Raw genomic sequence first — 21,395 nt, 5'->3', positions numbered from 1 at the left:
GCCGGCACTGCGGTGCGCATCGCCCGGGCGACGTTCGACCACTGAGCGCCGGGTCGGCAGGGCGGACGCCCGGTGGTCAGACCGTCGGGCGTTTACCGGCCAACCGCACGCGACCCACGACGACGACGGGCATGGATTGGAGAGCCGGCTCGTCGGGTACCCCCATCGCTGTCCGAACCGGACGGTCGGACGCGAGGGGTGGAGCATGGTCGTGAGCAGGGTCGCCGTGGTCGCGCACCGGAAGAAGACCTTCGGTGGCGGGCTCGACGAGCTACGCCGGCTGATCACCGAGGAAGGCGTCGACGACCTCGGCTGGTACGAGGTCTCCAAGAGCAGGAAGGCGCCGAAGAAGGCCCGGCGGGCGCTCAAGGAAGGGGCCGAACTGGTCTTCGTGTGGGGCGGGGACGGCATGGTCCAGCGCTGCATGGACGCGCTGGCCGGCTCGGACGTCGCGGTCGCGATCCTGCCGGCGGGTACGGCCAACATGCTCGCCGGAAACCTCGGCATCCCGCGCGACCTGCCGGCAGCGGTGCGCATCGGGTTCCACGGCCGACGCCGCCGGCTCGACCTGGGCCGGCTCAACGGCGAGCATTTCGCGGTCATGGCGGGCGCCGGTTTCGACGGCGAGCTGATCCGCGACGCCAGCCGCTCGATGAAGGACAGGGCCGGGCGGCTGGCGTACGTGTGGACGGCGTTGAAGCACGTCCGCGACGACGCGGCGGCGGTGAGGATCAGGGTGGACGGTAACCGCTGGTTCGACGGCAGGGCCAGCTGCGTGCTGCTGGGCAACGTCGGCACCATCACCGGTGGTATCCGCGCCTTCGACGACGCACGGCTCGACGACGGCTGGCTCGAGGTCGGCGTCGCCACCGCGGAGAGCCCGCTGCAGTGGGCCCGCACGCTGGGCCGGATGACCCTGGGCCGCTCCGACCGGTCGCCGTTCGTACGGATCACCCGGGCCAGGTCGGTCGACGTGAAGCTGCGCCGGCCCACCACGTACGAGCTGGACGGCGGTGCGAGGGGTACGACCAAGCGGCTCAAGGCCCGGATCGTCGCCGGTGCCGTCGCCGTGTGCGTGCCGGATCCGGCCGCCGATCAGCGGTTGTCGGAGTGACCGAGGTCGAGCCCGGGTGCGATACGGTCCCGCACCAGCCGCTTCAGCTCGGCGAGATCGGGGAAGCCGCTCGCCTTGCGCGACCAGATCGTCTCACCGTCGAGCCTGATGTCGAACACGCCACCGGTCGCCGGTACGAGCGCGACCTCTCCGAGTCGGAGTTGGAACGTGGTGAGCAGTTCCTGCGCCGTCCATGCGGCGCGGAGAAGCCAGCGGCACTGCGTGCAGTACTCGATCTCCAACCGCGGCTGCCTCGTCGTCACGGCCACGAGTATGCCCGGTTCCGCGTGGCATGTCGGGACGGGGCGAGCCGTATCCGCCGGTCCGTGGGCAGCAATCCCGCACGTTCGTGGTGGCGCGGGGCGTGCACGCACCGGCCGGTCCGGTTCCCGGCCCGGCTCTCATCGCGGGTTGCCGATGCGGCCATGGCCTAACCTCGAACGGTGACCGTCCACGAGCTCTCCCGCCTCGACGCGCGCCGCATCGCCGTGCGCGCGCAACTGTTGGACAGCACGCGGCCGGCCGGCCTGCTCGACGTGGTGCGCCACCTGACGCTGTTGCAGCTCGACCCGACTGCGGCCATCGCCCCGAACGCCGACCTCGTGGCATGGAGCCGCCTCGGGTCGTCGTACTCGCCGGCCGATCTGGACGCCGCGCTGGAGGATCGGACGCTGCTGGAGCTGCGGGCGATGATCCGGCCCAGCGAGGACCTCGCGCTGTACCGCGCGGACATGGCCGCCTGGGACGGGGCGACCGCGCGCGGACATCTGATCGGCTGGCGGCCGGGCTGGCGCAACTGGGTGCGTGCCAACGACGCGTGCCGGCTGGACATCCTCGATCGGCTCCGTTCTTCGGGGCCGCTGCCGTCCCGCGAGCTTCCGGACACCTGCCCGGTGCCGTGGGCGTCGACCGGCTGGACCAACAACCGCAACGTCATCCGGATGCTGGAGTTCATGGTGCTGCGCGGCGAGGTCGCCGTCGCGGGGCGCAGCGGCAGCGAGCGGCTGTGGGACCTGGCGAGCCGGGTCTACCCCGACGATCCGGTGGTCCCCGCCGGCGAGGCGCTGCGGATCCGTAACGCGCGGCGGCTGCGCGCCCTGGGCATCGCCCGCGCCCGGGGGCCGGAATCCCCGGTCGAGCCGGTGGACGTGGGCGAGGCCGGCGAGCCGGCTGTGATCGAGGGCGTCAAGGGTACGTGGCGGGTCGATCCATCCCAGTTGGGCCAGCCGTTCTCGGGACGTGCGGCGTTGCTGTCACCCTTCGACCGGCTCATTCACGATCGCAGGCGCACCGTCGAGCTCTTCGAGTACGACTACCAGCTGGAGATGTACAAGCCGGCCGCCAAGCGTCGATGGGGGTACTTCGCGCTGCCGATCCTGTACGGCGACCGGCTGGTGGGCAAGCTCGACGCCACCGCCGACCGCACGGCCGGCGTGCTCCGGGTCGACGCGATCCACGAGGACGTCGCCTTCGACCCGACCGTGGCCGCCGCGGTGGAGAGTGAGATCAAGGATCTGGCCCACTGGCTCCGGTTGGACCTCACGCTGCCCGGTCGATGACGCCCCCCGGACCGGGCGGTCACCACCGGCCGTCACCGGCGCGCCCGGGTCCTGGCGGCCGACCCGGTCAGGGCCGGTGCACCCGGGCGGCCCGGTCGAGCAGGGCCGTCACGTCCGCGTCGGTGGTGGCGTCGAAGTTGTCGTAGTACTGGCCGACCGCCTGGAACCCGTACGGCTGCTCGACGCACACCACCTCGTCGGCGACGTCGGACATCGCCTCGACGGCGTGCGGCGGTCCCACCGGTACGGCCAGGACGACCCGGGCGGCGCCCTGTTCGCGGGCGACCTGGCAGGCGACCCGGGCGGTGGCCCCGGTGGCGATGCCGTCGTCGATCACGACCGCGGTCCTGCCGTGCAGGTCGGCGCGGTGCCGGCCGCCTCGCAACCGTTCGACCCGCCGGTCGAGTTCGGCGCGGGCGTCGGCCGCCGCGGAGCCGAACTCCGCCGCCTCGACCCGGGCTGCCTGGACCACCGCCGGGTTGACGATCACCGCGCCGCCCTCGCCGACCGCGCCCATGGCGAGCTCCGGCTGCCACGGCACACCGATCTTGCGCACGACGATCACGTCCAGCGGGGCATCGAGGGCGCGGGCGACCTCGAACGCCACCGGTACGCCGCCGCGCGGCAGGCCCAGTACGACGGTGTCGGCACCGTGCAGGTGCGCCAGCGCGGACGCCAGTCGCCGCCCCGCATCGACGCGGTCACTGAACGGCATGTCGGTCCCTCCGGTCGTCAGCCGTCCCTTACCACCCTACGAGCGCCGGGACGGCGGCCCTACGAGCGCCGGGACGGCGGTGCCGCTGGTCAGCCCATGCTCTTGGCGCCGTCCAGGGACTCGCGGATGATGTCGGCGTGGCCGGCGTGCTGGGCGGTTTCGGCGATGATGTGCATCAGCACCCGGCGGGCCGACCACCGTGCGCTGGGCTCGAACCACGGGGCCTTCGGCAGTGGGTGGGTGGCGTCCAGGTCGGGCAGGGTGGCGACCAGCTCGTCGGTCCGGCGGGCCACCTCGGCGTAGGCGGCCAGCACACCGGCGAGCGTCTCCCCGGGCAGCAGCCGGAACTCGTCGGCGCGCCGGGCCCAGTCAGCCTCGGTCATGGCGGTGACGTCACCGATCGCCGATGGGCCCTCCAGGATGAAGTCCACCCAGAGCCGCTCGACCGTGGTGACGTGCTTGACCAGGCCACCCAGGCACAGCTCGCTGGCGGTGGTCCGCCGCCCGGCCTCCTCGTCGGTGAGGTCGCGGGTGGTGAAGCGCAGGAAGTGCCGGTGCTTGGCCAGCATCTCCAGCAGGTCGGCGCGCTCGCCGGTCGCGGTCGGCGCGCCGGCCGGGTCGTGGTCGGTCGTCTTGTCGATGGTCGTGATCTCGTTCATGGTCTCCGCCTTCCGTGGCCCCTGTGCCGTCGGCCGAGGACCACGCTAGGAGCCATAGCGGTCACCTTTCGGCCTGAATTCCGGAAGAATCTGAAGCCATGGCGAATACCAGCACCCGGACGCTGCGGCTGCTGTCCCTGCTCCAGACCCACCGGTACTGGCCGGGCACCGAACTGGCCGAGCGGCTGGGAGTGTCGGTCCGCACCCTGCGCCGCGACATCGACCGACTGCGTGAGCTGGGCTATCCGGTCGAGGCCCAGCGCGGCGTCGACGGCGGCTACCAGCTTGCCCCGGGAACGGCGCTGCCGCCGCTGATGATCGACGACGAGGAGGCCGTCGCTCTGGCCGTGGGGCTGCAGGCCGCCACGCAGAGCGAGGTGGAGGGTATCGCCGAGTCCTCGGTCCGGGTGCTGGCCAAGGTGGTGCAGGTGATGCCCACCCGGCTGCGGCGGCGGGTCGAGGCGCTGCGCGCGATGACCGTACCCGCCGGCTGGGGCGGCCCGATCACGGCGCGCGTCGACCCGGGCGTGCTCACCGCGGTGGCGCTGGCCTGCCGGGACAGCGAACAGGTCCGCTTCTCCTACACCGCCGCCGACGGCCGGCACACCGACCGGCACGTCGAACCGCATCGGTTGGTCTGTCTCGGTCGCCGCTGGTATCTGGTCGCGTACGACCTCACCCGGCACGACTGGCGCAGCTTCCGAATCGACCGGCTCACCGCGCCGCAGGGTACCGGCGCCCGGTTCCGCCCCCGCGACCTGCCCGCCGCCGACGCGGCCGAGTTCGTCCGCGCCGGCCTGGACAACCTGCCCCGCCCGTACCGTGTCGAGGTCCTGGTCGACGCGCCGGCCGCGACCGTGCGCGAACGGATCGGCCGGTGGAGCACGGTCGAGGAGGTGGACTCCGCGCACTGCCGGGTGCACATGCTCACCGACTCCCTGGACTGGCCGACCATGGCGCTGGGCGTGCTCGGCGCCGACTTCCGCGTCCTCGACCCGCCCGAACTGCTTGACCAGCTCCACGAGTGGGGTGCCAGGTTCAGCCGGGCACAGGGCTCTCCTTCGGACCATCGTGCGGACCGGAGGAAGATGCCTGCGAGGGGCCTGGGTCTGCGGGCAGAGCCCCACCAACGGACGGCTGAACCGAAAGAAACGGCTTAGCGGCGGCCGCCACCGGGCCGGGACGCCTCGGTGGGGTGCCACCTCCAGTCTCCCGGCGAGCTCCGGTCCACCGCCGGGCTCCGGTCCTCCGCCGGGTGCGGCCCGGCGCGGTGCCGGCCGATGTGTTCGCCGCTACCGGCCGAGCCACCGGACGCGACCGGCGGCCGGGGCGGCGCCGGCAGACCGACCGGCGGCACGTACACGCGGGCGTCGACCGCCTCGGCCAGTACGAGCGCGGCGACCAGGCTGGTGGGGCGCTCCTCCGGACCCTCGTTCAGGCAGCTTCGGCACAGCTCCGCCGCTTCGGGGGCGAGCCCGTCGATGGGCGGGAGCGGTGCGGGCGGGGTGTGGTGGCTCGCCTCCAGCAGCTGGGTCGGGGTGCGGCGCGGCCAGGGCAGCCGGCCGGTGAGGCACTCGTACAGCAGGACACCGACGGAGTACATGTCCGTGGCCGGGGTCGCGGGCCGGCCGCCGATCCGCTCCGGAGCGAGGTAGGCGGGCGTACCGAGCACGGTGCCCGCGGGCTGCGGGTCGCACTGGCCGGTCGCGGTTGCGATGCCGAAGTCGAGGACCTTCGCGCCGGACGGGGTGAGCATGATGTTGGCCGGTTTGATGTCGCGATGGACGATGTCGTGGCCGTGCGCCGCCGCGAGCGCCGCGCTGATCTCGGCGCAGATCCGGACGGCGATGTCCCAGTCCATCGGCCCGGCGGCGAGGTGTTCGGCCAGGGTCGCGCCGTCGACGAGTTCCATCACGATGTAGGGCGCCTGCCGGTCCGGCGCGACGGCCGCCATCCCGAAGTCGAAGACGCCGGCCACGTTGGGGTGTACCAGCTGGGCGGCGGCGCGGGCCTCGGTGCGGGCACGCTCCTCGGCGTCCGGGCCGGTCGGTTCGTGGGGGGCCAGCAGCTTCACCGCGACGGGGCGCGCGAGCACCTCGTCGTACCCGCGCCACACCTCCGACATCCCGCCGACGCCGATGCACTGTTCGAGCCGGTATCGCCCGCCCAGTACCCGCACGTGCCGCTCCTTGCCGTCGCCCTCGCCCCGCCGTGTACCCCACCTACGGAACGGACAAACGGCCCCGTCCGGCCGCCGGGTTCACGACCGCGTGACCGGATCCGGCCGTCGCGGACCAGCGCCTCGGCGAGTACGGCCACGTCGGCGACGGCCAGGTTGAGGCCCTTGGCGCCGGTCGGCGCGGGCATCGGGCCGACACACCGGCGACGTGCGCTATACGAACGACTGTGCTTTTCGCGAACGCGGGGATGTCGCATCGGTCGTCAACGGATCGTCGGGCCGGGTGTCGCCGCGCCGCCGACCCGCTTGCTGTGCTCCTCGGAGGTCCGCCACCGATCTCTTGTCGTGATCCGGGCGGTTCCATGGGGCGAAGCCGCGGAAAGCCCTCCTGGTCCAGGACTGGCTGCGGGTGGCACCGCCGACCGGCGACGGACGGCTCGTGGCGGCGTTGACGGACAACCGCCGTGTCCGTACCGTTCGACTGGGGAACGATAGTTCGTTATCCGAACAACGGAACTCTGAACGAACCTCGGCGACCGGCCCGGCGGACAGGCGACCGCTCGGAGACGAGAGCCAGACCCGGAAATGGTTTCGCGACCCACGGAGTGCCATGGATGGCCGAGATCGTACCGCTCGCCCAGGCCGTGTCCGACCTCGTGCGCGACGGCGATACCGTCGCGCTGGAGGGCTTCACGCACATCATTCCGTTTGCCGCCGACCCGCGCACCACCGAGGCGCCCACGGACGAGGAGTCGGCGGTACTGCGCCGCCTGGAGGAGACCAAGGGCGGCCGGCGCCTCGAGCCCAAGGGCGGTGCGGCCACGGGAGCCGCCCGATGACCCGCGACGGGTACGTCCTCGACGCCGTCCGCACCCCGATCGGCCGGTACGGCGGGGCGATCGCGATCGGGCACCCCCCTGGGCTGCGCAGGTGCGCGCATTCCAGGCTCGCTCGCCTGGGAAATGCACCGGCGCGGCGGAGGCTCGGGCTCGCGGCCAGCTGCATCGGCGTCGGTCAGGGCCTGGTCGTTGCCCTGGAAGCGTCTGGAAGCGTAAGGAGGCACTGTGACCGACTCCCTGACCGTCACCGGCGACGGCGGCGCCCTGCGGCTGCCGCGCTACACCCGCCCGGTCGGCGTGCACCCGGCGCTGCAGAGTCCCGAGTACGGCTCGACGGTGCTGCGCGCCCCGTCGCAGCCGCTGGTCCTGCTGCCGCACAACCTCACCGAGGTGACCGGTCCGCTGCTCGGGCCGGGCCGGGTCACCGAGGCCGACAGCGACCTCACCCGCCAGCACCTGGGCGAGCCGCTCGGGCAGCGCATCATCGTCCACGGGCGGGTCCTCGACAGCGACGGCCGGCCGGTCCCCGACACGCTGCTGGAGATCTGGCAGGCCAACGCGGCCGGCCGGTACCGCCACGCGGTCGACACCTGGCCGGCGCCGGTCGACCCCAACTTCACCGGGGTGGGCCGCACCGCCACCGACGAGCAGGGCCGCTACCGGTTCACCACGATCCGGCCCGGCGCGTACCCGTGGCGCAACCACCGCAACGCCTGGCGGCCGGCGCACATCCACTTCTCGCTGTTCGGCCGGGCGTTCACGCAGCGCCTGGTCACGCAGATGTACTTCCCGGACGACCCGCTGCACCCGTACGACCCGATGCTCATCATGGTGCGCGACGAGAAGGCCCGTGACCGGCTCATCTCGCGCTTCGACCTGGACGCGACGCAGCCGGAGTGGGCGCTGGCGTACCAGTTCGACATCGTGCTGTGCGGCACGGACGCGACCCCCATGGAGGACCCGCACGATGACGACGAGTGAACCGCTCGGCGTGACCCCGTCGCAGACCGTCGGCCCGTACCTGGCCATCGGCCTGACCTGGCCGGACGGTCCGTACGTGGTGCCCGAGGGCACGCCCGGCGCGATCGTCGTCACCGGCCGGGTGTACGACGGGGCGGGCCAGCCGGTCACCGACGGGCTCGTCGAGACCTGGCAGGCCGACCCGGACGGGCGCTTCGACCATCCCGCCGACCCGCGCGGCGCGCGAGCGTCGACGGTGCCGGGGTTCCGCGGGTTCGGCCGCTGCAACACCGACGCCGACGGCCGGTTCCGCATCGTGACGGTCAAGCCCGGGCCGCTGCCGACCCCGGACGGCCGGACCGAGGCGCCGCACCTCGACGTCTCGGTCTTCGCCCGGGGCCTGGTCAACCGGGTCGTCACCCGGCTGTACTTCCCCGACGAGGCGGAGGCCAACGCCGTCGACCCGGTCCTGGAGGCGGTACCGGCCGACCGGCGGGCCACCCTGGTGGCCGAGGCGACCGACGACGGGTACCACGTCGAGATCCGGCTGCAGGGTGAGAATGAGACCGTCTTCTTCGACGTCTGACGCCCCGATGTCCGGGTCGCTGTTCGCGCCGATGTTCGGCCGGCCCGAGGTGGACGCGGCCGGGGCGATCGCGGCGTGCTGCGTGGCCGACCGGCTCGCCGACCTCGCCGACACGCACCGCCGTGGCATACCGCAGGTTGCCCGGGTGCCGCAGCCGCACCGCGCCGACGTCGTCGAACGCGTCAGGCAACCGTGCTGCGCCGCTGACGCCAGCGCGCAGCGGCCAGGCGCCCATCGCTAGCAGCCGACGTTCCACGTACTCGTGTCCCTGCTCGCCGGCGCGGACCTTCTGCAGCGCCCAGTCGGATAAGCTCGTCCCGTCCAGCAGAACGGTGAACGTGTGGACGGAGCCCCGGCTCCATCACCTCGTACAGAGAGCGCGGACGTGCGGGCAGCAGGACTGTCCATGATCAGAAGCCAGCGGGGAGAGCGGGCGGGGTACGCACCTTTGCCCACGAGACTGCCGCAGTGACAAGGGCGGGCAGCTCCGCCGGTGTGTCCAGTTCGGTGAGCTCGGCGAGCGGCACCCACCGGGCGTCGGCGACCTCGTCACGTTGGGCGGCCAGGTCGCCGGACATGGCGCGCAGCACGTAGACGAGGTCGATGTGGCGGTGAGGACCGACGGAAGCGTCGGCGACGTCCATCTCGATGATCGTGTAGGGCGCGGCGTGGGTGGTGACGGCCGGATGGGCGAACAGCGCATTGCTGATCACCTCGGTGCGGATGCCGGTCTCTTCGAGTACCTCGCGCTGCGCGGCCTGGGCCGGGTCCTCGTTGGCGTCGATATGCCCGCCGGGGTACAGCCACCGGCCGATCTTGTTGTGGTGTACCAACAGCACCCGATCCCGGTCGTCGAAGACGATCGCGGAGGCGGTGAAGTGGCGGATCCCGGTCATACGGCTTCTCCTGCGCGGGCGAGGGCGGTGACGCGGTCGGTCACCCACCCTACGGCTGCGTCCGACGTGCCGGGATGCACCGGCAGTTGAACGGTGGAGGTGGCGAGCGCCTCCGCGTTCGGACACGTGGTACCTCTACAGCGGAGACCGGGTACGTGGGGTGAGTTTGCACTCGACGTCGGTCGGGTCGAGGGCGACGAGACTTAACGGGCGCGTACGTCGATGACGATCACGGTGACGTTGTCCGGGCCGCCGAGCCCGTCGGCGACCGCGAACAGCGACCGGCCTACGTACATCGAGTCCTCGTTGCGTCGGCGTACGAGCCCGGTGTAAGTGCGGCCGACGGCTTCCACGCTGAGGGTCGAGGTCACGGTTCACCTGCCGCTTCGTGGTCGTCGGGCGTCTCGGTGTCGTTGGGCCAGGGATCCTGTGCGGACTCGTCGCGGTGCAGAATGTGGACGGTTTCGACCCGGTCGCTGGCCACGATGTACTCGGTCACCTCGACCGGTTTGCCGTCGCCGCCTGACGTGCCCACCCGTACGATCTCCAACACGGGCAGGCTGGTGGGGATCTCCAGGAGGGCGGGCTCGTCCTTGGTGGGCATCCGTGCCCGGTGGAACTCCATCCAACTGATGGGCCAGTGGCCGGCGCGTTCGATCCGGTACAGCCAGTCTCCCGGTCCGGGAGCCTGGGAGGTCACTCCGGGGATGTCAGCTACGCGCGGGTGGATCCACGAGATGTTGATCTGGAAGGGCGGCTCCGACTCGGGTCCGGTGACCCGGAAGCGACGCACCACCGTCGTGCCCGCCGGGATGCCGAGCAGCTTGGCGATTCGCGGATCGTTCAAGGATTCGGGGGACGCGGTCGGCGGGATGTGGTGCTTCCATACCTCCTGGCTGGACGCCGAGGGGAAGGAGTAACCGGGGGCGGTGGCGTTCCGCTTCACCAGGTTGCCCCGCGGCCGACGTGGCCGCATCGTGCCGTGCCGGACGGTGATCCCTCGCCCCTGCACCGCCCAGACGAACCCCTGCTGCTCCAGGGCTCCGATGGCGCGGCTGACGGTGTCGCGGTTCGCGCCGTACTCCGCCGCGAAAGAGTCCAAAGTGGGAAGTCTGGCACCTGGCTCCCACTCGCCGTTCTCGATCCGGGCGCGGATCTTCGAGGCGATGTCCAGGTAACGCGAGTGCACTGCCACTGCGTGCCTCTCTTCCCGAACGTGACCCGGGTCAACCCTCGTGGATCGCCAGACCGTCGTGCAAGTAGGCCGTGGCCGCCTCCCGGACTGCGCGTACGGCGGCTTCCACCCTTCGCCGCACGTAGGGCCGTAGCAGCAGTCCCGCCTCGTCCAGCGGCACGAACCGGAACTCCGCCAACTCCCCGTCCCGCAGCGAAATCCTGGCCCGATCCTCGTCCTGGAGGACGCCACCGTCGAAAACGAACATCAGGCTGTCGTCCCACGGCCCATGCGGTGCGACCCAGTCGACGACCAGAAGCCGACCGCCGGTGTACTCGATCCCGAGTTCCTCCCGTACCTCACGTCTGGCGGCATCGAGCGGTGGCTCGTTCGCCTCGGCCATTCCGCCAGGAAGATCCCAATCAGGCTTGTAACTGGGATCGACTAACAGGATGCGGTCGGCGTTGTCGCGGAACAGCACGTCCGCGCCGGCCCGCTTGCGCGGTTGGATGCGGTTTCCCTCGGCGAGATGTGCCTGCCAGGCTTGTGGATCACGTCGGTGAAGCGGAAGGTCAGCGCTCACGGCGTACCCGTACCCGGTGGGACGGCCGGTTCAGTCGTCGGTAGCCACCGCGACACCCATCGCCGTTCGTGCAACTCCACCGTGAGTTGGCTCAGAAAACCGGCTATCTCGCGACTGCGGCGATACGGTCTCAGGAGCCGGTGAAGCTGTTCGAATTGCCGCAGTACGAGGTGGGAGCCAAGGGAGCGGGTCGCGTCGAGCGTGCCGTGGGCGAGGGCACACGCCTCGTCAGGTTTACCCTCGGCAATCAGGATCGAAGCCAGCATCAACTGGGCGAAGGCCCGGCTCCGGGTCCGGTCCATCGAGCGCAGCGAGACGACCTGTTCGGCTTGCTGTCGAGCGGCGCCCAGACGACCAAGTTGCCGGAAGCAGCGGGCTGCCTCGGTCGCCAGCGATGCCTCGTCGAAGGTGCTGACCCAAGGTGAAGAAACATCCGTGGAGGAGCAGGCAAGCGTGCGTTCGGCGCGGCGAAGCTGTTCCTCACAGCGATCGTGATCACGCATACCGGCGTGGCCGCGAGCCTGCATGGCCAGGAGTTGCGCTTCTACCCCGGGATGCGGTCGCCCGGTCGCCAGCCTGGCGTGACCGTCCTGGGCATAGGCGATGGCCCTCTGTGGTCGCTTCTGGTGGTTTGCCAAGTGAGCCAGGCTGGCGAGAACGTGGGCACCGAGTTGGTGATCCTGGCCGAGCGATGTCATACCCAGCGCTCGCCGGAAGTGCTGTTCGGCCAGTGTGTCACGGCCGGCGTCGTGTGCCATCCAGCCAGCCATTTCGGTGAAGCTGGCGGCGGCAGCGAATACGCGGTGCTCATCACTGTCGGTGTTCTCACCGAACAGTCGGGGGGCGATGCGGGTCTGCAGGTAGCTCGCCACGGTGGCGTACAGATGTCCACCGCCTACCTGGCGGTCGGACGTACGCAGCGAGTGCATGGCGGCCAGGTCGTCAACGGCCACGGACCCGCGAAGAGGATTCGGGAGGGCAGCGGCTACGGGCGGAAAGGGGAGAGTCGCCCGCGGCGGTGGGGCAGGGTGAACCGAGGTGCGGGAATGGCTGGTCGGTAACCGGAACCACAGCAGTTGCTCGGGGACGCCGAGTAGTTTCGCCCATGCGATGAGTCGGTCGAGGTCTCGCACGGGTGCGCCGTTCTCGATCCGGCTGAGCTGCGACTGCGTGACGCCCAACCACCCGGCCACGACCTCTTGGGCGAGTGGTTGGATGCCGTGGAAGGAATGACACCAGTAGGCGCGGATCACGCGGCCGAAATGGCAGCTGGCGAGGGCGTGGCGGATTTCGGCGTGGTCCCAGAACTCCGGCGGAACCAGCGGCGGACGCTGGAATCGCTGTCGGTCCTTCTTCCGGCATGCGCCACAGCGACCGGTGCGGTTGTCGCTCGCCAGGCGGGTACCGCAAGAGCAGTAGTGTGCTGCACCTGTCGGAGTCACGATCACCGCCCTGCCACCGTCGATGGTGCCGGATGTCGGGAGTCTATCGGGCTGCACCAGATCGCCATGAGAGTCGATGACGACCGTGCATAGGTCGTATGCGCCACGCGCTATGGGCGGGCCGCTCTCGGCCATCGATTCTCAAGGTGCGGCACCGACGGTAGCGCCGAACCAGGAAACCTGGTCCGGCTGATTGGGTGAGCCCGACTGCACGGTGCCGATCCGTCAACGACCGAATCGCTCATGAGGAGAAGACGGGATGGTGTACACCGTCGTCCCGGTGGCCCTTGCCTCCGGCCTGCTCGGTTTTGTCGCCGGGTTGTTCTCGTTCAAGGTCAAGTCGCGGTGGTGCCCGATGTGCGGCGCGACGCTGACCTGCCCCGGCTGCCGGGGATCGGGCGCGTACCCGCCGGGGGTGCGGCGATGACCGGCACGACGTACCTCAGCACGGGCGTGCTCGTACAGTTGGCGCGCGCCCAGGCCGAACTGGACCGTCACCTCGTCAGTACCCCCGGCGGACGCTGCCGTACCTGCGGAGCGGACGAGCCATGCGCCGGCCGACTGGCCGCCGGTCGGACCTTCGCCCGGTTCGGACGGCTACCGCGGCGCACGCCGGGAGCGGTCGGTGGGGCACTGTGGGGAGGGCAGCGGTGACGGGGCAACCGCGTCCGACCGCGTCGGCGCTGACCGGCGAGGAAGAGAACTTTTTTCGGGCCATGCACTACTGCGCCGGTACCGCGTTGGTGCTCGGCGTCGCCTGCGAAGCCCTGGCGGCCGTACGGCAGGTGATCGAACGTGCGCTACGCGAGCGGGACGGCGAGGAAGCCGGGCCACCGAAGAGTGGTCGGTGATCTGACCGTCCGACGTAGATCTTGGGGCGCCGGTACCGGGGTGCGACTCACCAAGATCTACAAAGCGCGACGGCGCCGCCGTAGGCCGCCGTCTACGCCAGGATACCGCCGACCGGTACCGCCTTCGCCGCAGCGCACCGGGCGCCTGGCGGGGGCAGGACGAGATCGATCAGGTACCGGTCGACCGCGGCGATCGTGCACCCGGTGCGCAGGTACGAGCCGTGTCCCCACCCTTCGTAGGTCACCAGTCGGCCCCGCTTACCGAGTTGCGTGGCGACGTTGGTCGCCCAGTCGTACCCGGTCCGTGGATCGTGAACCGCGTTGAGCAGGAGCAACGGGGTGCCGCCACCTGTGACGTGGTGGAGCCGGTGCGGCGGATTGTGTACCGGCGTCGGCCAGCCGAGACACGCCTGTACGGCGAACAGCCCCGCGCCGTACCGCACGTCCGGCGCGGTGGTCGCGGCCAGGCGTACCAGCCCGGCGTACTCCTGGTAATCACGCACGGGCACCGGCCAGTCGGCGCAGAAGACCGCCGAGGCCATCGGCGGAACCGTCACGTCCGGCCGGCCCCCGTCACGCAGCTTCCTGATCTCCTCCGCCAACCCGGCCCAGTTCGGCCCGCTCAGCTTGACGAGCGGTAGTGCCGCCACCTCGAATGCCGTGGTCGGCGCGTACTCGCCACGGTCCGCGCGGGCGAGCACGTCGGCCCAGGTCGCCCGGACGTCCGTGCCGTGCAGGGTGCAGTCGGTCGTGTCGTCGCACCAGGTCACGAACTCGTCGAACGAGTCCTGAAGCGTCTGCGCCTGCGTGCGGACGAATGCGGGTACGTCCAGGCTGTGGTCGAACACGCCCTCCAGCACGATCGCCCGGACCCGGCCGGGGAACCGCTCGGCGTACTGCTGGCCGAGCAACGTTCCGTACGAGCTGCCGTGGAAGGTGAGCCGCCGCTCGCCGAGGACCTGGCGCAGCGCGTCCAGGTCGTAGACGGTGCTCAGGGTGTCGGCGTGGTCGAAGACCGGGCTGGTGAGACGACAGGTCCCCCACAGTGCCCGGTTATATGCCACCGTGGCCTCGAAGTCGGCCTGGCTGGTCAGCAGCATCGACGGCTTGGGCACGCCCGGGTCGGGCGCGCATCGGGGCGCGCCGCTCCGCGCCACCCCGCGGGGATCGAAGCTGACGATGTCGAACCGGTCCAGCAGTTCGTTGCTGAACCGGTCGGCCTTGCGGACGCGTACCACGCCGGAATCGCCCGGGCCGCCCGGCCCGAACACCAGCGTGCCCACCCGCTGGTCCGAACGGCGGGCCTGGCGGTGGGCCACCGCCAGGTCGAAGCTGGCGCCGTGCGGCTCGGACCAGTCCACCGGCAGTCTCAGCGACGCACAGCGCACCACCGGGTCCACCGGAGCACTCGGGATGTCGTCGGGGCACTGCCCCCAGTTCAAGGCCGGTCGTCGACGTTCCGTCGCCGACGCTTCCGGGGACGCGGCGGTGACCAGTACTCCGGTCAGGGCGGCCGCCAGGCAGGCGGCGATGCTTCGGCGTAACACGGCGACTCCTCGGTCGAGGGAACAGCTCCCAAGGCTTGTCTATCGTGGACCGGTGCCGGTCTCAGGCGGCATCGGGAACAGCCCTGAGCCGCCCCCGAGAAACGAACGCCGGCCGGGGCGGTAAATGCCTGGCTGGTCCGGTGATGCGCCGAGATAATCGCGCGCATGCCGACATCGAGGATCACGCCGCTGTACGCCACCCTGGACTTCAACAGCCCGCTGTCCGACACCCGGCTGGCCCGGATCATCCGGACGGTGCAGCCGCTGGCCGGCGCGCGGGTCGTTGAGATCGGCTGCGGCTGGGCGGAACTGCTGCTGCGGATCGCGGCGGCGGATCCGTCGGTCCACGTCACCGGCGTCGACACCGACGAGGCCGCGATCGCGCACGGGCGGGAGAACGCCGCCGCGCGCGGGCTCGCCGACCGCGTCGACCTGCGCGTCGCGGATGCGCGGGAGTGGCGTACGCCGGACGCGGACGTGGCGATCTGTATCGGTGCGAGCCACGCCTGGGGCGGCACGGCCGAGGCGCTGGACGCGCTACGGCGGTCGGTACGCCCGGGCGGACGCGTCGTGTTCGGCGAGGGTATCTGGACGCAGGCCCCCACGGACGCGGCGACGGCCGCGCTCGGTGGCGATCCGGCCGAGTTCGGCTCCCTGGCCGACCTCGTCGACCTCGCCGTGAAGTACGGCCTGCGCCCGTTGGACGTGTCCCAGGCGTCGGACGAGGAGTGGGACACGTTCGAGTCCGGGTACGCGCTCGGCTGGGAGCGCTGGCTGCTCGACAACCCGGACGACCCGGAGGCGGAGCGGGTCCGCGCCCAGGCCGACGAACACCGTACGCGGTGGCTGCGGGGCTACCGTGGCGTGCTGGGTTTCGCCTACCTCACGCTCGTGCGGCCGGTGGAGCGCGCCACGTCGCCGTGAACCGGGCCGCGGTCGCGGTGAGCCGCGCCTGAGGGGCACCCTGATGTCCGCGGCCGGAACGCCAGCCGGTCACGACAGCTCCCACAGCAGCCGGTAGTACGCGGTCCGCTCCGGGTCCGGCGCCACGCCGTACGCGTCGAGCAGCACCTCCTGCCATCCGGGCCCGTAGTTCCAGTCGAGGCTCCAGGTGGCGACGGCCAGGTCCGCCCACCGGTCGGCGACGCCGAGCGTGCCCAGGTCGACGTGGCCGGCCCAGGTGCCGTCCTCGGTCACCAGGGTGTTGGGGGCGCAACTGTCGCCGTGGCACACCACCGGCCGGTCGACCGGCCGGACGTCGGCCAGCCGGGCGAGCGCCCGTGGCACGTCCCAGCCCGCGAGGTCGGGGTGCCAGCGCGCCGGGTTGAGGGTACCGGCGGTGGCACGCGACCGTACCCGTCCGAGCTGATCCTCGGTGCTCCACGAGAACGGGCAGTCGGCGACCGGCAGCGTGTCGTGGAGGTGGCGCAGGCCCCGCCCGATCGCGACGACCGCCGTACGCGGGTCGGCCTTCCAGCGCGCGGCCACCGCGCTGTCGCCGGGCGGTTCCGCGGTGAGCAGCCACCCGCCGGTGGCGTCCCGGCCGGTGTCGAGGACCCGCGGCACCGGCGCGAACCGGGCCGCCCAGCGCAGCCGGGCCACCTCCCGGCCGAGGTCCAGGCCGCTGCCCGCCGGTGCCCACTTGGCGAAGCACCGACCGGTGCCGGTGCCGATCTCGAACGTCAGCCCGCCCAGCTGGTTGCGCCACACCGGGCGTACGGGTCGGCCGTCGGCCAGGGCACGGACGGCCGGCGGCACCTCCTGGTCGGCCGGGGGCGGCCCGGCGAGCCGGTCCGGCTGATTCAACTCCGGTTCCGGTCAGTCGGCGACCTTGACGTCCTTCCAGAAGGCGACCCGGTCGCGCACCATCTCGGCGCGCGGCTTCGGATCGGGGTAGTACCACACCGCGTCGGCGCTGCGCGCCCCGTCGTGCTCGAGCGTGTAGTACGACGCGGTGCCCTTCCATGGGCACACGGTGTGGGTGTCGGAGGCGCGCAGCACGTCCTCGCGCAGCGCGGCGCGGGGGAAGTAGTGGTTGCCCTCGACCACCACCGTGTCGTCGCTGTCGGCGAGGACCAGGCCGTTCCAGACCGCTTTCGGCATGGCTCCATGCTATGCCGCCCAGGCCGACCCTGATGATCACCGTATGGCGGGCCGGGCGGTCCGGGCGGGCGCGACCGGTACCCGGCCCCGCCGGACCCCGGTGATCACGAAGCCACTCGCCGGTCGGGTCGGCATCCGCGTCAGCGGTACCCGCAGGTCCTGCGGGGGTACCTCGTAGCGAAGTCCGGCCAGCCACCGGACCGCGGTTACCAGCAGCGCGGTGGTCAGGCCCTCCCCGGGGCAGCGGTGGCTGGTGATCGGATCGCCGTCGCCGTGCGGCACGTAGGCGAGCGGATCCGGTGGCTGCCCGAGGAACCGGTACGGGTCGAAGCGGTCCGGCGCCGTCCAGGAGCGCGCGTCGTGGTTGGTGCCGTAGATGTCGAGCAGTACCAGGCGGCCCGGCGGGAACCGGTGGCCGTGCCACATGAACTCCCGGCGGGCCCGCGCGCCGAGGGCGGGGGCGAAGGGGTAGTACCGGCGGACCTCGTGGACGAACGCGGTCAGCGCCTCCTCGTCGCCGCCGGCCAGTCGCTGCCGCCAGTCGGGGTGGGTGTGCATCGCCAGCGCGGCGAACGCCACGAAGTAGGCGACGGCGACCGTCGGTCGCAGCACGTTGAGCAGTTCGGTCGCGGCGACCTGCCGGTCCAGGGGCCGCCCGTTCAGGTCCCGGTAGTGGGCGACGACGTCCAGCGGGGTGCCCTTCGGTGGGTGCAGCCGGCCGGCACGGACGCCGGCGACCAGCCCGCGGGCCCAGCGGTCGGACCGGATCCGCGCCAGCCGGGCCCGCAGGTGGCGCAGGCCGATGCTGCCGAACCCGTCCACGATCGTCACCAGGTCCCGCGCCCGGCGCCCGGCGTCGACGCGCTCGTACGGGATTCCGGCCCAGGCGAACACCGCCGAGCCGAGCACCTGGACGGCCTCGTCGAACAGGACGACCCGGCCGCCGCCGGTCCAGCGGTCGATGGCGGCGTCCCAGCGCCGGCCGGTGGCGGCGGCCAGCGCCGCGACGGCCTCCGGGGCGGTCAGCGTCAGGAACATCGCCCTGCGGTGGCCGTGCGCCGCGCCGCCGAGGAAGTGCAGCGCGCCCTTGCCGAACAGGGTCCGGCCGATCGGCCGGGGGACCGTCCTGGCCTGTTCGATCCGCGACCCGTCGTAGAACAGGCTGACCGCGTCCCGCCCGGCCATCACGACGGCCCGGCGGCCCAGCAGTCGCGTCTCGAACGCCCGGGTGCGCCAGCGCCGGTACCGCCGGGTCGTGAACGTGTAGCCCTCGACGAACAGCGGGACGGTCCGGTCGAGGATCGTCCGTGTCGGGATCTGTCGGAGACCGGGTAGCGGCTGCGTGTCGGGCCGGACCTGCGTCTTCACCTCGTGGCGCTACCCGCGCCGGTACCGCCGTAACGCCGGGCCCCGCCGTCTCTCCGGGCACCCGCGCCGCGGGCGGGGGCATACCGGCGCCGCTACCGGGTAGCCGTCCGCCGTTATGGCGAACGCACCGCTGAGCTCCGCCACCACCCGTACGGTCAAGTCCACGGCGCCGATCCTTCGCGAGCGCGGGCTGGAGATCTCCCGCCGGATGTACGAGATCCTGTTCCGCAACGAGGAGATCAAGAGCCTGTTCAACCAGGCGCACCACGGGCAGTCCGGCAGCCAGCCCCGTGCGCTCGCCGGCGCGGTGCACGCGTACGCCGACAACATCGACCGCCTCGACGAGTGCATCCCGATGATCGAGCGGATCGCGCAGAAGCACGTCGGCCTGGGTGTCCGCCCCGAGCACTACCCGTACGTCGGCCGCGCACTGATCGGTGCGCTGATCGACGTGTTGGAGGAGGCGGCGACGGACGACGTGATCGTCGCCTGGTCCCACGCGTACGACTACCTGGCCGGCGTCCTGATGAACCGGGAGCAGGAGATCCGCGACGCCCGGGTGCGTGCTCCCGGCGGTTGGGTCGGCTGGCGGGACTTTACGGTCAACCAGGTGGTCGCCGAGAGCGAGAGCGTGACGTCGTTCTATCTGCGCCCGGCCGACGCCGGCCCGGTGATGGCCTTCCGGCCCGGCCAGTACCTGACCGTCCGGCTGGAGGTGCCGGGGTACGGCGCCGTCGTACGCAACTACAGCATCTCCCACGCGCCGGGGCGTGGCCAGTACCGGATCTCGGTGAAGCGGGAGGGGCCGCCGCCGGAGGCGCCGTACGCCCCGCCCGGTGTGGCGTCGAACTTCCTGCACGAGGAGGTCGGCGTCGGGTCGGTGGTCCGGCTCGGCCCGCCGGCCGGGGAGTTCGTCCTCGACGAGACCTCACACCGGCCGGTGGCCCTGCTCAGCGGCGGGGTCGGGCTCACGCCGACGGTCTCCATGCTCGAGTACCTCGTCGACCGCGGCCACCCGCCCGAGACCTGGTACGTGCACGCCGTGCGGTGCGGCCGCGAGCACGCCATGAAGCAGCACGTCAGGGAACTCGCCGCCACGACCGGCGCGGTCCACGCGGTCGTGTTCTACGAGCATCCCGACCCCGCGGACGTGCCCGGCCGGGACTACGACCACCCCGGCCGGGTCACCATGGAGTGGATCAAAGGGACGCTGCCGGTGGCCGACGCCGACTTCTACTTCTGCGGGCCGAAGGGGTTCATGCGCATGCTCGCCATCGGCCTGCGCGCCCTGGACGTCCCCGACGAGCGCATCCACTTTGAGTTCTTCGGCCCGGCCGAGGCGCTGTACGCCTGAGCCGCCCCGGACACGCCGGGGCTGGTGGCCGGTGCGGCTGGGCGTGCTGGCGCTGGTCACGGTCGTGTTCACGGACCCGCTGGTGTGGCTGGTGAGCGCGTCGTTGAAGCCGCATTGACGAGGCCGCCGGATCGGGGCTGATGCCCCGGATCGGCGGCCGTCGTCGTTTCGTGGTGGGAGTGGTCTAACGGCAGGGCGATCGGGACCGCTCTGCCGGCGCGACGGTCAGGAGTCGTCGTGCGACCGGCTCCAGTCGCGTACCGCGTCGCGGATCCGGTCGAACACGGCAACCGGAGGGCCGGCGAGCATGTTGGCCGTGGCGGACTCGCCGGCGGCGGGGTGCGGCCGGGTCGGCGCCATCGCCTCCGCCGCCTTCACCGCGCCGGCCATCCGGACCAGCTTGTCGGCCGGCACGTTGCGGCGCAGGGACAGGAACTCCTCGTTCTCCTCGTGCGTGGCATGGGTGATCACATCCTGTGCCAGCATGCCCAGCCGGGTGTCGAACTCAGGGTGGTCGACGCCCAGTTCGTACAGATCGGACAGTGCCTGCTTGGCCTCGTGCTCCTCGTGCAGCCGGCTGTCCACCATCTGGTCACCACCCTCGATGGTGCGGCGGGCGGCGGGGTGCACGACCTGTTCCTCCGCGCTCTCGTGGACGGCCAGCAGCCGTACCAGGTCTTCGAACAGTTCCCGCTTGCGCGCGCCCTGCGCGGCGGCGACCTGGCTGAACAGGATCTTGATCTGGTTGTGCTGCTCGAGCAGCAGATCCACGACGTCGTGCTCGCGAACGTCCGTCACGTCGTTCACCTCCATGGCCGGGTTCAACGTCCCGGATGTTTTTCCCCGAACGTCGCCCGGTTACGCGTCAATCGGCGTGTTTAGCTGCGTCGTCGTCGGGTATCCCATACTTGATCTTGACCAGTCGGAGGTGTGACATGCCCGCGCGCAAGGAGATGCCCGGCACGCTCGAGCGTTCGCCCAAGAAGGCGCAGGACACCTGGGCGAAGACCCACGACGCCGCCGTCGAGGAGTACGGCGAAGGCGAACGCGCTCACCGCACGGCCTTCGCCTCGCTCAAGCACTCCTTCGAGAAGGTGGGTGACCACTGGGAGCCCAAGGACTCCAAGGGGCCGAGCGATCGGCAGGCGGCGAAGAAGCGGCCGGCCCACGCAGGCGAGACCGCGGAGGGCGTCAACGCGAACGCGACCAAGGCCCACCTCATGGAGGTCGCGCGCAAGCTCGACATCAGGGGCCGTTCCACCATGGCCAAGGACGAGCTGGTACAGGCGATCAAGAAGGCCAATCGCAGCGCCACCCGGCAGGCGCGCTCGTAGGGCCTGCCGCTGGGCATCAAGGAAGCGCCCCGGTCGCCGCGCCACGGCGACCGGGGCGCCGCCGGCTGCGGACGCGGCTCCGGCTTTGTCTGTCCGCGAACATCCTGCTCTGCACGCCCTTTGTGCATTTAC

26 protein-coding genes and 1 pseudogene are annotated in these 21,395 nt (G+C 71.6%); 13 read left to right on the top strand and 14 right to left on the bottom strand.

Annotated features, from left to right (window positions below; translation table 11 throughout):
- Positions 1 to 211 precede the first annotated feature (211 nt).
- Positions 212 to 1,114 carry a diacylglycerol/lipid kinase family protein gene (locus tag ACNTMW_RS00590; protein WP_426631291.1) on the top strand — a complete coding sequence of 301 codons (903 nt, stop codon included), beginning with the start codon at positions 212 to 214 and terminating at the stop codon, positions 1,112 to 1,114.
- Here the strand turns inward: ACNTMW_RS00590 and ACNTMW_RS00585 are convergent.
- Positions 1,096 to 1,377 carry an Rdx family protein gene (locus ACNTMW_RS00585; RefSeq protein ID WP_426631290.1) on the bottom strand — a complete coding sequence of 94 codons (282 nt, stop codon included), beginning with the start codon at positions 1,375 to 1,377 and terminating at the stop codon, positions 1,096 to 1,098. The genes ACNTMW_RS00590 and ACNTMW_RS00585 overlap by 19 nt on opposite strands.
- 180 nt (positions 1,378 to 1,557) lie before the next feature.
- Between ACNTMW_RS00585 and ACNTMW_RS00580 the strand changes: the two genes are divergently transcribed.
- Positions 1,558 to 2,673 carry a DNA glycosylase AlkZ-like family protein gene (locus ACNTMW_RS00580; RefSeq protein ID WP_426631289.1) on the top strand — a complete coding sequence of 372 codons (1,116 nt, stop codon included), beginning with the start codon at positions 1,558 to 1,560 and terminating at the stop codon, positions 2,671 to 2,673.
- A gap of 67 nt (positions 2,674 to 2,740) precedes the next feature.
- Here ACNTMW_RS00580 and ACNTMW_RS00575 read toward each other — a convergent pair whose 3' ends face one another.
- Positions 2,741 to 3,388 carry a phosphoribosyltransferase gene (locus ACNTMW_RS00575; protein ID WP_426631288.1) on the bottom strand — a complete coding sequence of 216 codons (648 nt, stop codon included), beginning with the start codon at positions 3,386 to 3,388 and terminating at the stop codon, positions 2,741 to 2,743.
- An 89-nt stretch (positions 3,389 to 3,477) separates the two neighbouring features.
- On the bottom strand, positions 3,478 to 4,047 hold the full coding sequence (locus tag ACNTMW_RS00570) for a DinB family protein (protein WP_426631287.1): 570 nt from the start codon (positions 4,045 to 4,047) through the stop codon (positions 3,478 to 3,480).
- Positions 4,048 to 4,145: 98 nt separating this feature from the next.
- Here ACNTMW_RS00570 and ACNTMW_RS00565 point away from each other — a divergent pair, with 98 nt between their 5' ends.
- A complete protein-coding gene (locus ACNTMW_RS00565) occupies positions 4,146 to 5,207 on the top strand; it encodes a helix-turn-helix transcriptional regulator (RefSeq protein WP_426631286.1) in 1,062 nt (353 codons plus the stop codon).
- Here the strand turns inward: ACNTMW_RS00565 and ACNTMW_RS00560 are convergent.
- Positions 5,204 to 6,226 (bottom strand): serine/threonine-protein kinase, encoded by a 1,023-nt coding sequence (locus tag ACNTMW_RS00560; RefSeq protein ID WP_426631285.1) that lies wholly within the window; start codon positions 6,224 to 6,226, stop codon positions 5,204 to 5,206. The genes ACNTMW_RS00565 and ACNTMW_RS00560 overlap by 4 nt on opposite strands.
- Before the next feature lie 614 nt (positions 6,227 to 6,840).
- On the opposite strand from ACNTMW_RS00560, the gene ACNTMW_RS00555 reads away from it, so the two are divergent.
- From ACNTMW_RS00555 to ACNTMW_RS00540, 4 genes are all read left to right on the top strand, one after another.
- On the top strand, positions 6,841 to 7,065 hold the full coding sequence (locus ACNTMW_RS00555; RefSeq protein WP_426631284.1) for a hypothetical protein: 225 nt from the start codon (positions 6,841 to 6,843) through the stop codon (positions 7,063 to 7,065).
- A gap of 225 nt (positions 7,066 to 7,290) precedes the next feature.
- Positions 7,291 to 8,046, top strand: coding sequence for a protocatechuate 3,4-dioxygenase subunit beta (pcaH, locus tag ACNTMW_RS00550; protein ID WP_426631283.1), 756 nt, complete (start codon positions 7,291 to 7,293; stop codon positions 8,044 to 8,046).
- On the top strand, positions 8,033 to 8,611 hold the full coding sequence (gene pcaG / locus ACNTMW_RS00545) for a protocatechuate 3,4-dioxygenase subunit alpha (protein WP_426631282.1): 579 nt from the start codon (positions 8,033 to 8,035) through the stop codon (positions 8,609 to 8,611). Before pcaH ends, pcaG begins: the two co-directional genes overlap by 14 nt.
- Before the next feature lie 7 nt (positions 8,612 to 8,618).
- Positions 8,619 to 8,852 carry a hypothetical protein gene (locus ACNTMW_RS00540; protein ID WP_426631281.1) on the top strand — a complete coding sequence of 78 codons (234 nt, stop codon included), beginning with the start codon at positions 8,619 to 8,621 and terminating at the stop codon, positions 8,850 to 8,852.
- 169 nt (positions 8,853 to 9,021) lie between these two features.
- Here ACNTMW_RS00540 and ACNTMW_RS00535 read toward each other — a convergent pair whose 3' ends face one another.
- From ACNTMW_RS00535 to ACNTMW_RS00515, 5 genes and pseudogenes are all read right to left on the bottom strand, one after another.
- Entirely contained in the window at positions 9,022 to 9,507 is a 486-nt protein-coding gene (locus ACNTMW_RS00535; protein WP_426631280.1) for an NUDIX hydrolase, read from the bottom strand.
- 251 nt (positions 9,508 to 9,758) lie between these two features.
- Positions 9,759 to 9,860 (bottom strand): annotated as a pseudogene (locus ACNTMW_RS00530) (serine/threonine-protein phosphatase); the annotation flags it as partial.
- A 14-nt stretch (positions 9,861 to 9,874) separates the two neighbouring features.
- Entirely contained in the window at positions 9,875 to 10,696 is an 822-nt protein-coding gene (locus tag ACNTMW_RS00525; RefSeq protein ID WP_426631714.1) for a GntR family transcriptional regulator, read from the bottom strand.
- 37 nt (positions 10,697 to 10,733) lie between these two features.
- Positions 10,734 to 11,264, bottom strand: coding sequence for an NUDIX domain-containing protein (locus ACNTMW_RS00520; protein WP_426631279.1), 531 nt, complete (start codon positions 11,262 to 11,264; stop codon positions 10,734 to 10,736).
- Complete coding sequence (locus ACNTMW_RS00515; RefSeq protein ID WP_426631278.1) at positions 11,261 to 12,841, bottom strand: helix-turn-helix domain-containing protein; 1,581 nt, start codon at positions 12,839 to 12,841, stop codon at positions 11,261 to 11,263. Before ACNTMW_RS00515 ends, ACNTMW_RS00520 begins: the two co-directional genes overlap by 4 nt.
- A gap of 124 nt (positions 12,842 to 12,965) precedes the next feature.
- Here ACNTMW_RS00515 and ACNTMW_RS00510 point away from each other — a divergent pair, with 124 nt between their 5' ends.
- From ACNTMW_RS00510 to ACNTMW_RS00500, 3 genes are read left to right on the top strand one after another with little or no spacing between them, the layout of a single operon-like run.
- The gene (locus tag ACNTMW_RS00510) at positions 12,966 to 13,133 is read left to right on the top strand and encodes a hypothetical protein (protein WP_426631277.1); all 168 of its coding nucleotides are present in this window, start codon (positions 12,966 to 12,968) and stop codon (positions 13,131 to 13,133) included.
- Positions 13,130 to 13,360 (top strand): hypothetical protein, encoded by a 231-nt coding sequence (locus ACNTMW_RS00505; RefSeq protein ID WP_426631276.1) that lies wholly within the window; start codon positions 13,130 to 13,132, stop codon positions 13,358 to 13,360. Before ACNTMW_RS00510 ends, ACNTMW_RS00505 begins: the two co-directional genes overlap by 4 nt.
- The gene (locus tag ACNTMW_RS00500; RefSeq protein ID WP_426631275.1) at positions 13,357 to 13,557 is read left to right on the top strand and encodes a hypothetical protein; all 201 of its coding nucleotides are present in this window, start codon (positions 13,357 to 13,359) and stop codon (positions 13,555 to 13,557) included. The genes ACNTMW_RS00505 and ACNTMW_RS00500 overlap by 4 nt, the downstream gene beginning before the upstream one ends.
- A gap of 92 nt (positions 13,558 to 13,649) precedes the next feature.
- Here the strand turns inward: ACNTMW_RS00500 and ACNTMW_RS00495 are convergent, their stop codons facing one another.
- On the bottom strand, positions 13,650 to 15,104 hold the full coding sequence (locus tag ACNTMW_RS00495; RefSeq protein WP_426631274.1) for an alpha/beta hydrolase: 1,455 nt from the start codon (positions 15,102 to 15,104) through the stop codon (positions 13,650 to 13,652).
- A 165-nt stretch (positions 15,105 to 15,269) separates the two neighbouring features.
- Between ACNTMW_RS00495 and ACNTMW_RS00490 the strand changes: the two genes are divergently transcribed.
- Positions 15,270 to 16,028: an SAM-dependent methyltransferase gene (locus ACNTMW_RS00490; protein ID WP_426631273.1), complete on the top strand. Its 759-nt coding sequence runs from the start codon at positions 15,270 to 15,272 to the stop codon at positions 16,026 to 16,028.
- A 69-nt stretch (positions 16,029 to 16,097) separates the two neighbouring features.
- On the opposite strand, the gene ACNTMW_RS00485 is transcribed toward ACNTMW_RS00490, so the two are convergent.
- Genes ACNTMW_RS00485 through ACNTMW_RS00475 form a run of 3 tightly spaced genes read right to left on the bottom strand, consistent with a single transcriptional unit; the run spans position 16,098 to position 18,575 of the window.
- Positions 16,098 to 16,910, bottom strand: a complete 813-nt coding sequence (locus ACNTMW_RS00485) for an aminoglycoside 3'-phosphotransferase (RefSeq protein WP_426631272.1) — start codon at positions 16,908 to 16,910, stop codon at positions 16,098 to 16,100.
- Between the two features lie 12 nt (positions 16,911 to 16,922).
- The gene (locus tag ACNTMW_RS00480; protein ID WP_426631271.1) at positions 16,923 to 17,207 is read right to left on the bottom strand and encodes a DUF427 domain-containing protein; all 285 of its coding nucleotides are present in this window, start codon (positions 17,205 to 17,207) and stop codon (positions 16,923 to 16,925) included.
- A 36-nt stretch (positions 17,208 to 17,243) separates the two neighbouring features.
- Complete coding sequence (locus tag ACNTMW_RS00475) at positions 17,244 to 18,575, bottom strand: cytochrome P450 (RefSeq protein WP_426631270.1); 1,332 nt, start codon at positions 18,573 to 18,575, stop codon at positions 17,244 to 17,246.
- Positions 18,576 to 18,690: 115 nt separating this feature from the next.
- Between ACNTMW_RS00475 and hmpA the strand changes: the two genes are divergently transcribed.
- A complete protein-coding gene (hmpA, locus tag ACNTMW_RS00470; RefSeq protein WP_426631269.1) occupies positions 18,691 to 19,929 on the top strand; it encodes an NO-inducible flavohemoprotein in 1,239 nt (412 codons plus the stop codon).
- 225 nt (positions 19,930 to 20,154) lie between these two features.
- On the opposite strand, the gene ACNTMW_RS00465 is transcribed toward hmpA, so the two are convergent.
- The gene (locus ACNTMW_RS00465) at positions 20,155 to 20,727 is read right to left on the bottom strand and encodes a hemerythrin domain-containing protein (protein ID WP_426631268.1); all 573 of its coding nucleotides are present in this window, start codon (positions 20,725 to 20,727) and stop codon (positions 20,155 to 20,157) included.
- Positions 20,728 to 20,864: 137 nt separating this feature from the next.
- Here ACNTMW_RS00465 and ACNTMW_RS00460 point away from each other — a divergent pair, with 137 nt between their 5' ends.
- Positions 20,865 to 21,263 carry a ChaB family protein gene (locus ACNTMW_RS00460; protein ID WP_426631267.1) on the top strand — a complete coding sequence of 133 codons (399 nt, stop codon included), beginning with the start codon at positions 20,865 to 20,867 and terminating at the stop codon, positions 21,261 to 21,263.
- The last annotated feature ends 132 nt before the right edge of the window (positions 21,264 to 21,395 follow it).

Origin of the sequence: Planosporangium spinosum (genome assembly GCF_049999945.1) — a bacterium.
GTDB classification, from domain to species: Bacteria; Actinomycetota; Actinomycetes; order Mycobacteriales; family Micromonosporaceae; genus Planosporangium; species Planosporangium spinosum.
This window is presented reverse-complemented; position numbering and strand designations above follow the sequence as displayed.